The organism is Rathayibacter sp. AY1C7, assembly GCF_002931865.1.
Classification (GTDB): domain Bacteria; phylum Actinomycetota; class Actinomycetes; order Actinomycetales; family Microbacteriaceae; genus Rathayibacter.
Genome location: NZ_PSWB01000007.1, coordinates 1 through 12,061 on the forward strand (window position 1 = coordinate 1; position 12,061 = coordinate 12,061).

Consider the following 12,061-nt stretch of genomic DNA (forward strand, 5'->3'; position numbering starts at 1 on the left):
CACCCCCACCCCGCCCCTAGGTTGGGGGGACCCGCATCGCGGACCGCGCACCACAGAGTTCCGATGGAGGAACGCCATGGCCACGACACCCGTGCTCCGCAGGATCGCGATCGCGCTGGTCGCGGTCGTCGCAGTGGGAGTGGCGGGTGCCGCACCGGCGTCCGCTCTCGACAGGCCCGTCTCCGGATACCTGAAGGACAGCGGGCTCACGCCCGAGAAGATCCGCGACTTCCTCGGCGGACCCCTCATCTCGCCCTCGACGCAGGTGTGCTACGGCGGAGCGGTCTCGAGCGTCGACGCGAACGCGAGCCGCGTGGGCATGGAGGTGCTGAAGCGCGGCGGCAACGCAGCTGACGCCGCGGTCGCCACGGCCGCGGCCCTCGGCGTGAGCGAGCCGTACAGCGCCGGCATCGGCGGAGGCGGGTACTTCGTCTACTTCGACAAGGCCTCCGGCGAGGTCAGCACCATCGACGGACGCGAGACAGCGCCGGCCGGCATCACCTCGGACGCGTTCCTCGACCCCGCGACCGGAGCCCCGTACCCGTTCACCCCGGACCTCGTCTCCTCCGGCGTCGCGGTCGGCGTGCCCGGCACGGTGGCGACCTGGGACACCGCGGTCGACCGCTTCGGCACCCTGCCGCTCCCCGTCGTGCTGGCGCCCTCGATCGCGCTCGCGGCGAAGGGCTTCCGGGTGGACGAGACCTTCCGCAACCAGACGCTCGACAACCTCGAGCGGTTCCAGGCGTTCCCCGACACGGCCGAACTCTTCCTCCCCGGTGGGGACGCGCCGAAGGTGGGCAGCACCTTCCGCAACCTCGACCTCGCGAAGACGCTGACCTCCATCGCCGTCCACGGGCCGGACGCGTTCTACGAGGGCGCGCTGGCCGCCGAGATCGCCGACACGGTCCAGAACCCGCGGATCGCCGAGGGGTCGGACCTCCCCGCCCCGGCCGGCACGATGACGGCCGCCGATCTCGCGGCCTACTCGGTCGCCGAGCAGGCGCCGACCCGCGTCTCCTACCGCGGACTCGACGTCTACGGGATGGCACCCTCCTCCTCCGGCGGGATCGCGGTCGGCGAGGCCCTCAACATCCTCGAGAACCACGACCTCGCGTCCGAGGACACCGGCAGCGCCCTGCACCTCTACCTCGAGGCGTCCGCCCGCGCCTTCGCCGACCGGGGCGCCTACGTCGGCGACCCCGCCTTCGTCGACGTGCCCACCGAGACGCTCCTCAGCCAGGAGTTCGCGGACTCGCGGGACTGCACGATCGACCCGGCGACCGCCTCCGTCCGCCCGGTCGCGCCCGGCGCTCTCGACGGCTCCGGATGCGCGACCGCCCCCGCCGCGGAGGAGTCGGACACCGAGAACATCTCCACGACCCACCTCTCGGTCGTCGACAAGTGGGGCAACGCCGCCTCCTACACGCTCACGATCGAGCAGACCGGCGGCTCGGCGATGACCGTCCCCGGCCGCGGCTTCCTCCTCAACAACGAGATGACCGACTTCTCCCCCACCTTCGTCGACGGGGACCCGAACCGGATCGAGCCGGGCAAGCGCCCGCGCTCGTCGATGTCGCCGACGATCGTGCTCGACGGCGGGGACGTGCGGTTCGTCGTCGGCTCGCCGGGCGGATCCACGATCATCACGACGGTCCTGCAGACCCTGGTCAACCGCATCGACCTCGGCATGACGCTCCCCGAGGCGGTGGCAGCGCCCCGCGCCTCCCAGCGCAACGGCGCGACGACCTCGGCCGAGCCCGAGTTCATCGAGGCGTACGCCGACGACCTCGCTCCCTTCGGCCAGCAGCTGGTCCCCTCGGGCGACACCTTCACCTCGGCCGCGCAGATCGGGGCGGTGGCCGCCATCGAGGTCGATCCCTCCGGCCGGATGACCGCGGTCGCCGAACCGGTGCGGCGCGGCGGCGGCGTCGGGCTGGTGGTCCGGCCCGAGAAGTGACGCACCGGAGCCTCCGCGGCCCGCTGAGAGGAACCGTCGGCCGGCCGCCCCTCTCGCCCGAGAGCGGTCCTCCGCGGGAAGGAGGCGTCTGCGACACTGGTGAGATGTCGTCGTCGCGCCCGCTGCGCACCCTCCGGGGTGTCGTCGCGGCGACGGTGGCGACGCTCGTCGCGCTGTTCTCGCACGTGGCCGGCGGCGGCCAGATCCCGGGTCCGCTCGGTGTCGCGATGCCGCTCGTCCTGTCGGTCCTGGTGTGCGTGGCGCTCGCCGGGCGCAGGCTCTCCCTGGTCCGCCTGGCGGTCTCGGTGGGAGTCAGCCAGTTCCTGTTCCACACGCTCTTCACGATCGGGACCTTCACGGGGCCGGTCGATGCGCCGACCCTGCACGCGCACCACGGTGCCGTGATCGACGTCAGCGCGGCGATGACGCACAGCGGGATGACCGGCTCCTCGATGTGGGCGGCGCACCTCGTCGCCGCCGTCGCGACGACCGCGGCGCTCCACCGCGGCGAGTCCCTCCTCGTCCGAGTCGCCGCGACGACGAGCCACCTCGTCACCCGCCTGGTGCGGGTCCTGCCGACTCCGGTGGCCGCTCCTCGACCCGCGCGACGCTCCTCCTTCGAGCTGCGCGACGTGCTCCCCCTCGCCTCGGGCGTCTTCCCCCAGGCGGCGCTGCGGCGCGGCCCCCCTCTGCAGCCCGCCTCCTGATCATCGACGCGAGCCGCGGCGAGGACCTCCCCGGAGGTCCCCGCCGCGTCTGACCGACCCGTCTCCTCCCTGGACCCTCGCGAACGGCGCGCCCCTCACCGGGACGGCGGAGGCCGACGAGCCCGACTTCGAGGCGACGACGACCATCGACTTCCCGGTGATCCCGGAGTTCTCGCACATGAGGCGCGCCCGCTCGGAGAACACCGCCGAGCGCTTCCACCGCCGGGCCTACAACTACGACGACACCCCGACGGGCGAGGACATCTCGAACTCCGGGCTGATCTTCGCGGCGTTCCAGGCCGACGTCACCGCGCAGTTCGTGCCGATCCAGAAGCGCCTGGACGAGCTGGACCTGCTCAACGAGTGGACGACGCCGATCGGCTCCGCCGTCTTCGCGATCCCGCCGGGCTGCGTCGAGGGCGGCTACATCGGCGACACCCTCCTCTGACCCTCACCGGCACCCGCCACAGCACCGAAGGACCAGAAGCATGACCACCACCGCCACGAGACCCCGCGACTCCGCCGACACCCCGCCCCCGCCGCACAGAAGCAGCGCAGGCTGGCTCGGACAGCTGCTGCTCCGCCTGCACTTCTCCGCCGCCCTGTTCGTCGGGCCGTTCATCCTCGTCGCCGCGACCAGCGGAGCTCTCTACGCACTCACCCCGCAGCTCGAGCAGGTCGTCTACGCGCAGGAGCTGCACGCCCCCGAAGCGGACACCTACGTGCCCCTGGCCGACCAGATCGACGCCGCCGACGCGCACACCGGAGGCGGGCAGAGCATCGTCGCCGTCCGCCCCGCGCCGAACCCCGGCGACACCACCCGGGTGATGTACGCGGACCCGTCGCTCGGCGCCAGCGAGACCCGCGCGGTCTTCATCGACCCGGCCACCGCCGACGTCCGCGGCGACCTCACCGCCTACGGCACCAGCGGCGCCCTGCCGTTGCGGACCTGGGTCAGCGACCTGCACCGGACGCTGCACCTCGGGGACGTGGGCCGCTACTACAGCGAGCTCGCCGCCTCCTGGCTGGGGGTCGTCGCCCTCGCCGGCCTGGGCCTCTGGATCATCCGCCTCCGCCGAGCCCGCGTGAAGAGGGACCTGCTGCGCCCCGCGCCGAGGACCACCGGCTACAAGCGCCTGTTCTCCTGGCACGCCTCCACCGGCGTCTGGCTGCTCGTCGGCGCCCTGTTCCTCTCGACCACAGGCATCACCTGGTCGCTGTACGGAGGCGGGAACTTCGAGACCCTCCGCTCCGCAGTCGGCTGGACCACACCCTCGCTGGGGACGACGCTCGGCGACCGGACCGGCGAGGTGGCCGACGAGCACGCCGGGCACGCCGGACACGGCGCGGCCACCGGCGACGCCGTCGAGTCGACGGCGGGCTACTCGCCGGCCGCCTACGACTCGGTGCTCTCGGTCGCCCGCGAGGTCAACGTGAACACGGGACTGGTCGAGATCCGGCCGCCCGCGGCGGAGGGCTCGGCCTGGGTCGTGCAGGAGATCCAGCGCAGCTTCCCGACCGAGGTCGACGGCGTCGCGATCGACGGGAGCACGATGCAGGTCGTCGACCGGGTCGACTTCGCCGACTTCGGCCTCGTCGCCAAGCTCTCCCGCTGGGGCATCGACACGCACATGGGCTCGATGTTCGGGCTGCCCAACCAGCTGCTGCTGTTCGTCACCGCGGCCGGCATCGCCACGATGGTCGTGCTCGGGTACCTGATGTGGTGGAAGCGCCGCCCCACCCGCGGTCCCCGACGGCTCGGCGGCACCCCGCCGGCCCGGGGAGCGCTCCGGCGCGCGCCGTGGTGGGGAGTCGCGTCCGTCCTGGTCGTCGCCGCCGCGCTCGGGCTGTTCCTCCCGCTCCTGGGGGCGAGCCTCGCGGCCTTCGTGATCGTCGACACGCTGCTGGGGCTCCGACCCGCGCACCGCTGAGCGCGCGGGCGCCGGCCCGGTGAGGTCCACCGGGCCGGCGTCACAGCCCCTTCGGGAAGCCGAGGGAGCGCAGCACGGGGTCGAGGCCCTCCCACTGCTGACGCCGCTCCGCGTCCCGGTCGGCGTCGCTCCCCCGGAGTCCGACCGCCTTCCTCACCGTTGTCTCCGTGGATTCGGGGCAGTTGTCGGCTCCGGAACGCGCCAGGGGTCCCGGGTACGGCTGACCGCCTTCAGCCGCCTGATGGCATGCCGTGATGAGCCGCCCGGGACCCCGCAACGGCAGGACCGATCATGGAGAGACGCGACCAGATCGCCCCGTGATGACATGCCGGCGAGGTCGTTCACGGCGCACCGCACCCGCTGAACGGAAGGACCCTGCGTGCCCCGACTCCGGGCCGGAATCGACGCCGGCAAGACCGACCACCACTGCCGGTGAGGGTGCATCGATGATGCTCATCGCGCGCCTCCGAGCCAGAGTCCTGTTGCTGCGGCGATGACGCTGAGGAGGAGCGTGCCGAGGGCGTTGATGGCGGAGGCGAGTTGGCGTCCTTCGGCGAGGAGACGGACGGTTTCGAGGCTGGCGGTGGAGAAGGTGGTGTAGCCGCCGAGGAAGCCGGTGCCGAGGACGAGTCGCCACGGCTCGGGGGCGATGCCTGCGAGGGCGAGGCCGGTGATCAGGCCGAGGAGGAGTGATCCGGTGACGTTGATGACGGTGGTGCCCCAGGGGTAGGCGCCGCCGGTGCGGGCCTTGATGAGCCCGTCGAGGAGGAGCCGTGTTGCGGCTCCGATTCCACCGGCGAGGGAGAGCGCGAGGAACAGTGCGGGTGTCATGCCGGCACCTTCCTCTGCGTGCGTCGCCGGTGGAGTGCTGCGGCGAGGGCGACTCCGGTCCAGGACGCGAGGGCACCGAGCAGGACGGTGCCGAGCGCGTAGAGGGCGGCGGGTGCGGGGTGTCCTGTGGTGAGCAGGTGGGCGGTGTCGGTGGCGAGGGTGCTGTAGGTGGTGAAGCCTCCGAGCGCTCCGGTACCGAGCAGCAGCCGCGCGGTGCGGCGTCGGCCCTCGTCGCTGCCGGCTCTGGCGAGGCTCTCCAGGAGTACGCCGAGCAGGAGCGCGCCGACGATGTTGATGGCGAAGACGACGGTGTCGAAGGCGGGATCGGCGGGGAACGCGAGGGTCAGGCCCTCCCGCGCCCCGGTCCCGACCGTGCCGCCGGCGGCGACGAGGAGGAGGTATCGCGGACGCAGGTGCACGGGTCGTGGCGTCCCGTCGGGGGCGTCGTCGACGTCGAGGTCGCTGTCGACCGGCAGCTCGGGGTCGGGGTCCGGGGGGCGGTGACGGTGGCGGTCATCAGTCACGGGGAGTGGGACCTTTCGGGAGGGGGCGGGTCAGTGGGTGAGACCGTAGTGCAGCGTGGGGTCGAGGTGTTCGATGTCGACGAGGCGGTTGTACTTCGCGACCCTCTCGCCGCGCGCGGGGGCGCCGGATTTGATCTGCCCGACTCCGGTTCCCACCGAGAGGTCGGCGATGAAGGTGTCGAGGGTCTCGCCGGAGCGGTGGGAGACCATGCAGCGCATGCCGGCGTCGTGCGCGGCCGCGATCGCGTCGAGGGTGCCGGTGATGGTGCCGATCTGATTGGGCTTGATGAGTGCGGCGTTGGAGTAGCCGTTGCGGGCTCCGTCGCGGATGCGGTCGGCGTCGGTGACGTAGAGGTCGTCTCCCACGAGCTGCACCCGGTCGCTGATGGCGTGGGCGAGGAGGGCCCAGCCCTCGTGGTCGTCCTCGGCGAAGCCGTCCTCGATGCTGCGGATCGGGTAGTCGGCGATCAGCTTCTCGTAGTAGCGGGCGAGTGCGTCGCGGTCGAGATCGGTGCCGGCGACGGTGTAGTGGCCGTCGCCGTGGAAGAAGCCGTTCGCGGCGGGATCCATCGCGATCGCGATGTCACCGGTGCCGGGCTGGTATCCGGCGTCGGTGATCGCTGCGACGAGGAGGTCCAGGGCGTCTTCGGGCCGGTCGATGGGGGGCGCGAAGCCGCCCTCGTCGCCGAGCCCGGAGGTGCCGTAGGCGGTGCGGACGCGGGCGGCGAGGGCGTGATAGATCTCGGCGCCGACCTGCACTGCCTCCTCCTCGGTGCCGGCGTAGACGGGGGCGATCATGAACTCTTGGAAGTCGAGGCCGTTCGCGGCGTGCGCGCCGCCGTTGATGACGTTGAAGTGCGGGACGGGTAGGGAGGCGGTCGCCCCGGTGTGATCGGCGATCCACCGGTGCAGGGGCAGGCCGGTGCGCGCGGCGAAGGCGCGGGCGGCCGCGATGGAGACGGCGACGACGGAGTTCGCTCCGAGGCGGGCGAGGTTCGCGGTTCCATCCAGTGCTCGCAGCGCTTCGTCGATCTCGCGAAGCGAAGTCCAGGAGTGATCGAGCAGGAGGGCGCGGATCTCGCCGTCGACGGCCGCGACAGCGGAGCGGACTCCGCGTCCGCCGAACGCGGGGCCGCCGTCGCGCAGCTCGACCGCTTCGAACGCGCCCGTCGAGGCGCCCGCGGGGGCGGAGGCGTCCAGGACGGTGTCGTCGTCCAGACGCAGGGTGACAGCGACGGTCGGGAAGCCGCGGGAGTCGAGGATCTGCCGTGCGGCGACGTCGGTGATGACCAGCGGGTGTCCGGCGGGGTGGGTGACGTACTCGCCCGTCCCGTGGATGCTGGTGCGGGTGTGGCTGATGTAGGCGTTCATCAGGTTCCTCCTTCGTGGGCGAGCGTGATCCCCGCCCGGTCGGCTCTTGCGGGATCGAGGTAGCGTCCGCTCCTCGAGATCGGTGTCCCGGACGGCCCGGTGTCGTACAGGTACGGCTGACCCGTCGGGATGTTCAGATCGCGGACCGCGGCGTCGCCGAGGTCCCCGAGAAGGGCGCGCAGCGCGCGCAGGGAGTTGCCGTGCCCGACGATGAGCACCGTCTCGCCCTCCTGGAGGGCGGGCAGGATGCGCTCCTCGAGGAGCGGCTGCAGTCGGTGGACGACGTCACGCAACGACTCCGTGTCCGTCATCGCCTCGGCCGGCTGCCCACGGAACGCCGCGGACCTGTGCAGCTGCACGAAGGCGGTGGCGGACAGAGCAGGCGGGCGGACGTCCATCGACCGGCGCCACTCCAGGAAGGCGTCGGCCCCGTACCGGGCTCTGACGGCGCTTTTCGACAGGCCGGTGAGCGCTCCGTAGTTGCGCTCGTTCAGCCGCCACTGGGCCGCGACGATCCGCGGCCGCCCTGGTAGGGCGCCGGCGATGATCCGGGCCGATTCGGTGGAGCGCTGCAGGGTCGACGTGAGGATCAGATCGGGGTCGATCGATGCGTCCCTCAGCAGCGTCGCGGCCTGTCGCGCTTCGTCGCGTCCGAGGTCGGTGAGGGGAACGTCGAGGACGCCGCAGAAGAGACCGTCGGCGTTGCCGGTGCTCTCACCGTGGCGCACGAGAACGAGCGGGGGATGCGCGGGCATGGGTCACCTACCTGGTCTCTGATCGAGAAGGTAGGAACCATCAGCCTCGGCGGCAGTTCGAGCTCACGCTCGGGCGGGATCCATCGCCACTGCCGTCAGCCTACGCCCGCACCTCGGTCAGGACCAGGGCAGCGGCTCCGAATCATCGACCGGGGAGAGGGGGATCATGAGGACCGGCCGGTGCTGACGGTGAGCGAGACGGGCGCCGACGGCGCCGGAGAAGACCTCCTGCACGGTTCGACGCAGAGACGGCTCCTTCGTGCCGACAATGATCATGACCGCATCGACACGGTCCGCGAGCGTCGCCAGAGCGTGTGCAACGTCACCGGCCATCTGATGCGTCTGCCACGGGACACGGTCACCGACGATCCGGTCAAGCCGCTCGAGGATCGCAGGATCTGGAGCCAGTGGAGTGTCGCAGATGCACTGCGGGCGACACCGGCCCCTTCCCAAGGGTCCGGTCCCCGCCAGCTGCCCGCGCGTACACGTGCGGACGCTGCGGCGTACCCGAGTCGGCTGCTGCTGACGAAGCGCGCCTCGGGAACGAACGGTGGGATCACGCTCGACCCGACGATCGGGGTGTCGTCGAGGATGGCACGCGGTCGAACCGATCACCACGGAGACCACCGCGCGCGAGACGGTGAGAAGCAGCTCAGGCGCAAGGGGGTCGCGAATCGTCGTCGGCGCGGTTCACTCACTGCATGGATGGTCTGCCCTTCGTTGTTCTCGTCGCCGTCTTTCTCGCCGCCGCCGCAGTGGTGTGGATCGCCGGCATCCAGTTGTCGAAGGCCACGGACGTTCTGGATGCGCGCCTGCACCTGGGGAGTGCGCTGGGCGGCCTGATCGTTCTCGCCGTCGCGACGAACCTGCCGGAGATCGCGATCACCGTGTCCGCCGCGCTCTCCGGGAACCTGGACGTCGCGGTCGGCAACATCCTCGGCGGCATCGCACTGCAGACCGTGGTCCTCGTCGTCCTCGACCTGTTCGGCAAGCGCGGAAAGGGTGCGAAGCCGCTCACCTACCGTGCCGCGTCCCTCACACTCGTGCTCGAGGGGCTCGTGGTCGTCGCGGTGCTCGCCGTCGTCATCGCCGGCAGCCAGCTGCCCTCCGGACTGGAAGTGCTGCGCCTGACCCCGGACGTCGTCCTCATCGCCGGCCTCTGGGTCGTCGGGCTGCTGCTCGTGCAACGCTCCGGCAAGCACCTTCCCTGGCACGAGGACGGGCGGGCCCCCGACGCGACAGCATCCTCCTCGAAGAAGAAGACGCACCCGATGAGCACACGCAAGGCGACCATCGTGTTCACGATCTCCGCCGCGGCGACCCTCCTCGCCGGTGTCGTGCTCGAGCGCGCCGGTGACGCAGCATCCTCGCAGCTCGGTCTCTCCGGGGTGCTGTTCGGAGCCACCGTGCTCGCTCTCGCCACCTCCCTCCCCGAGATCTCGACCGGGCTGCAAGCCATCAAGCAGGGCGACGACAACCTCGCCATCAGCGACATCTTCGGCGGCAACGCCTTCCTCCCCGTCCTGTTCCTCGTCGCCACCGTCCTCTCCGGCACCGCAGTCCTCCCGCAGGCGAACTCGTCCGACATCTACCTCACCGCTCTCGCCGCCCTGCTCACCCTCGTCTACATCGTCGGACTGATCTTCCGACCCACCCGCCGCATCGCCGGCATGGGAATCGACTCGTTGATCGTGCTCGCGCTCTACACCGTCGGCATCGCCGGGCTCTTCGCCATCACCGCGACATGACGTCCGCGCCGCCGTGGGCAGATCGACCAGATCGCTGTAGCTCGAGCAGACACGGCCGCGGGCGTGATCGGCGTAGCGACGAGCCGTGCACCGGTCAGCGCAACTCGTGTGCGATCTCCAGGAACGCCGCCGCGGACGACCCGATGCGATCGGACCAGATGGCGCGGAGGGGTCGCACGAGTGCTGGTCCGCGGAGGGGCACTCGTATCAGTGAGCGCGCGGCGAGATCTGTTTCGACGGTGAGGATGCTCATGACTGCGGGCGCGATGCCGGCGCGGGCGTTCGCTCGGATGATCGCCGTCGTCTCCAGGATCGCGGCGGGAGTCGTGAGTGCGAGCCCGGCGTCGTGGAGCCATGCTTCGAGGGTCGTCCGGGTGCCGGAGCCTTCCTCTCGCGTCAGCAGTGCGGTCCCGGCCAACTCCTCGGCGCCGATACTCGCCGCGCGTGCCCAGGGGTGGTCCGGTGCCACGACGACAGCGAGTTCGTCCTCCGCGACCACGTCAGAGGAGAGCGTGGCCGTGGACGCTGGTGTCTCGACGAATCCGAGCTGCGCGGCACCGGATCTCACGAGCTCTGTGACCGTGGCTGAATTGCCGGCGATCAGCTGCACACTCACCTCGGGTGTGCGCTGTCGGAATTCGAGGAGCCAGCGTGGGAGCAGCAGTTCGGCGATGGTCTGCGACGCCGCGAGAACCAGTGAGCCGGTCGGCTGTCGCAGTGCTGCCGCGCCCGCCTCGAGGCGGCGGGACGCCTCGAGGACCGGGCCGGCCAGCTCGAGCACGAGCCGGCCCGCGTCGGTCATCAGGGACCCGGTCGGAGAGCGGCGCACGAGCGGCTGCCCGATGGCGCGCTCCGCGACCCGCAGACGCGCCGAGACGGCCTGCTGGGTGACGCCGAGGTCTTCGGCAGCGCGGGAGAGCGAGCCCGCCTCGGCGATGCGCTCGAGCACCTCCAGCGTGTCGAGATCCAGGATCCGGTCCGTCAATCGCCGCGTCGCCACAAGCACTCATTGTGCCCCGCCAAGACGATCGCTGTATCGGCTGGTGCCGGCGATGCTCAGGCTGGAGGCATGACAACTTTCTCCCCCGCCCGCGCATCTTCCTCGATCGGGCATCCTCCGCGGTCGAGGCGCTTGTTCCGGGAGTTGGAGCATCCGGGACTGATCGTGTCGAACCTGACGCCGAACTGGTTCGCGTCGATCATGGGCACCGGCATCGTCGCGGTCGCCGCCGCGTCCCTGCCACTCCAGTTCCCCGGACTCCGCACCGGGGCCACCGTCGTCTGGGCGATCGCCGCGCTGCTGCTCGTCGCGCTGACGGTCGCGACCGGGCTGCACTGGGTCCGCTACCGCGGTACAGCGGTGAGGCACCACCTGAATCCCGTGCTCTCGCACTTCTACGGCGCGCCGCCCATGGCGTTCCTCACTGTCGGCGCGGGAACCCTCCTCCTCGGCAAGGACTGGATCGGCCTGCCGGCCGCTGTCACCATCGACTGGGTGCTCTGGGGTGCGGGGACTCTCGGCGGGCTGGTGACGGCGGTCCTGGTGCCCTACCTCGCGTTCACCCGGCATGAGAACAAGCCCGATTCGGCGTTCGGCGGCTGGCTGATGCCGATCGTTCCGCCGATGGTGTCCGCTTCCACCGGCGCACTGCTGCTGCCGTACGCGCCCGCCGGGCAAGCGCGGGAGACGCTCCTGTGGTCCTGCTACGGCTTCTTCGGCCTCAGCCTGGTCGCGTCGCTGGTGGTGATCACCCTGATCTGGAACCGGCTCGCGCAGCACAAGGTCGGAGCGGCGGGGATGGTGCCGACGCTGTGGATCGTCCTCGGTCCGGTCGGACAGTCGATCACCGCCGTGAATCTGCTCGCCTCGAACGCGCCCACCGTCGTGGACGCCGGCATGGCGCGTGCGCTGCTGGTCGTGGCTCTGGTGTACGGCTTCGCGATGCTCGGCTTCGCACTGCTCTGGACCGTCATCGCCCTCGCGATCACCCTCCGCACCGCGAAGGAGCACCTGCCGTTCAGCCTGACGTGGTGGTCGTTCACGTTCCCCGTCGGCACCTGCGTCACCGGACTGAACGGCCTCGCCCTGCACTCCGGTCTCACGGTTGTCGCCGGCCTCGCGGTGCTCTACTACGTCGGCCTGGTCGCCGCGTGGATCATCGTCGCCGCCCGCACGTTCCACGGTTCCGTGATCCGCGGAACCCTGCTCGCACCACCGCGGCCGGCCTGACCGGGAT

General features: G+C 71.2%; 11 protein-coding genes, 1 pseudogene and 1 riboswitch. Of the genes and pseudogenes, 6 read left to right on the forward strand and 6 right to left on the reverse strand.

Going from position 1 to position 12,061, the window contains the following annotated elements:
• Window positions 1-76 precede the first annotated feature (76 nt).
• The 4 genes and pseudogenes from ggt (at window position 77) to C5C69_RS05285 (ending at window position 4,595) form a co-directional block, all read left to right on the forward strand.
• Window positions 77-1,957: a gamma-glutamyltransferase gene (ggt, locus tag C5C69_RS05270; protein ID WP_104257423.1), complete on the forward strand. Its 1,881-nt coding sequence runs from the start codon at window positions 77-79 to the stop codon at window positions 1,955-1,957.
• 104 nt (window positions 1,958-2,061) lie between these two features.
• Window positions 2,062-2,664 carry a hypothetical protein gene (locus C5C69_RS05275; protein ID WP_104257424.1) on the forward strand — a complete coding sequence of 201 codons (603 nt, stop codon included), beginning with the start codon at window positions 2,062-2,064 and terminating at the stop codon, window positions 2,662-2,664.
• A 76-nt stretch (window positions 2,665-2,740) separates the two neighbouring features.
• Window positions 2,741-3,112: pseudogene (locus tag C5C69_RS05280) on the forward strand (Dyp-type peroxidase); the annotation flags it as partial.
• A 40-nt stretch (window positions 3,113-3,152) separates the two neighbouring features.
• Window positions 3,153-4,595: a PepSY domain-containing protein gene (locus tag C5C69_RS05285; RefSeq protein WP_104257425.1), complete on the forward strand. Its 1,443-nt coding sequence runs from the start codon at window positions 3,153-3,155 to the stop codon at window positions 4,593-4,595.
• Between the two features lie 453 nt (window positions 4,596-5,048).
• Here C5C69_RS05285 and crcB read toward each other — a convergent pair whose 3' ends face one another.
• The 5 genes from crcB to C5C69_RS17440 all read right to left on the reverse strand — a co-directional run bounded on the left by crcB (window position 5,049) and on the right by C5C69_RS17440 (window position 8,703).
• Entirely contained in the window at window positions 5,049-5,426 is a 378-nt protein-coding gene (gene crcB, locus C5C69_RS05290; protein WP_104224798.1) for a fluoride efflux transporter CrcB, read from the reverse strand.
• Complete coding sequence (locus tag C5C69_RS05295) at window positions 5,423-5,950, reverse strand: CrcB family protein (protein ID WP_258062373.1); 528 nt, start codon at window positions 5,948-5,950, stop codon at window positions 5,423-5,425. The genes crcB and C5C69_RS05295 overlap by 4 nt, the downstream gene beginning before the upstream one ends.
• A gap of 30 nt (window positions 5,951-5,980) precedes the next feature.
• Window positions 5,981-7,321 carry a phosphopyruvate hydratase gene (gene eno / locus C5C69_RS05300; RefSeq protein WP_104257426.1) on the reverse strand — a complete coding sequence of 447 codons (1,341 nt, stop codon included), beginning with the start codon at window positions 7,319-7,321 and terminating at the stop codon, window positions 5,981-5,983.
• Window positions 7,321-8,076 carry a 2,3-diphosphoglycerate-dependent phosphoglycerate mutase gene (locus C5C69_RS05305; protein WP_104257427.1) on the reverse strand — a complete coding sequence of 252 codons (756 nt, stop codon included), beginning with the start codon at window positions 8,074-8,076 and terminating at the stop codon, window positions 7,321-7,323. Before C5C69_RS05305 ends, eno begins: the two co-directional genes overlap by 1 nt.
• Window positions 8,077-8,100: 24 nt before the next feature.
• A riboswitch (Fluoride riboswitch) is annotated at window positions 8,101-8,173 on the reverse strand.
• 20 nt (window positions 8,174-8,193) lie between these two features.
• The gene (locus tag C5C69_RS17440) at window positions 8,194-8,703 is read right to left on the reverse strand and encodes a universal stress protein (RefSeq protein ID WP_374953569.1); all 510 of its coding nucleotides are present in this window, start codon (window positions 8,701-8,703) and stop codon (window positions 8,194-8,196) included.
• 74 nt (window positions 8,704-8,777) lie between these two features.
• On the opposite strand from C5C69_RS17440, the gene C5C69_RS05315 reads away from it, so the two are divergent.
• Window positions 8,778-9,824, forward strand: a complete 1,047-nt coding sequence (locus tag C5C69_RS05315; RefSeq protein WP_104257429.1) for a sodium:calcium antiporter — start codon at window positions 8,778-8,780, stop codon at window positions 9,822-9,824.
• A gap of 94 nt (window positions 9,825-9,918) precedes the next feature.
• Here the strand turns inward: C5C69_RS05315 and C5C69_RS05320 are convergent, their stop codons facing one another.
• Window positions 9,919-10,830, reverse strand: coding sequence for a LysR family transcriptional regulator (locus tag C5C69_RS05320; RefSeq protein ID WP_308558067.1), 912 nt, complete (start codon window positions 10,828-10,830; stop codon window positions 9,919-9,921).
• Between the two features lie 159 nt (window positions 10,831-10,989).
• On the opposite strand from C5C69_RS05320, the gene C5C69_RS05325 reads away from it, so the two are divergent.
• Window positions 10,990-12,054 (forward strand): TDT family transporter, encoded by a 1,065-nt coding sequence (locus C5C69_RS05325; protein WP_020624523.1) that lies wholly within the window; start codon window positions 10,990-10,992, stop codon window positions 12,052-12,054.
• Window positions 12,055-12,061: the final 7 nt, after the last annotated feature.

Excerpts from the sequence above, each read along its gene's own strand:
- ggt (WP_104257423.1), top strand. The coding sequence starts at position 77 with ATGGCCACGACACCCGTGCTCCGCAGGATCGCGATCGCGCTGGTCGCG.
- C5C69_RS05275 (WP_104257424.1), top strand. The coding sequence starts at position 2,062 with ATGTCGTCGTCGCGCCCGCTGCGCACCCTCCGGGGTGTCGTCGCGGCG.
- C5C69_RS05285 (WP_104257425.1), top strand. The coding sequence starts at position 3,153 with ATGACCACCACCGCCACGAGACCCCGCGACTCCGCCGACACCCCGCCC.
- crcB (WP_104224798.1), bottom strand. The coding sequence starts at position 5,426 with ATGACACCCGCACTGTTCCTCGCGCTCTCCCTCGCCGGTGGAATCGGA.
- eno (WP_104257426.1), bottom strand. The coding sequence starts at position 7,321 with ATGAACGCCTACATCAGCCACACCCGCACCAGCATCCACGGGACGGGC.
- C5C69_RS05305 (WP_104257427.1), bottom strand. The coding sequence starts at position 8,076 with ATGCCCGCGCATCCCCCGCTCGTTCTCGTGCGCCACGGTGAGAGCACC.
- C5C69_RS05315 (WP_104257429.1), top strand. The coding sequence starts at position 8,778 with ATGGATGGTCTGCCCTTCGTTGTTCTCGTCGCCGTCTTTCTCGCCGCC.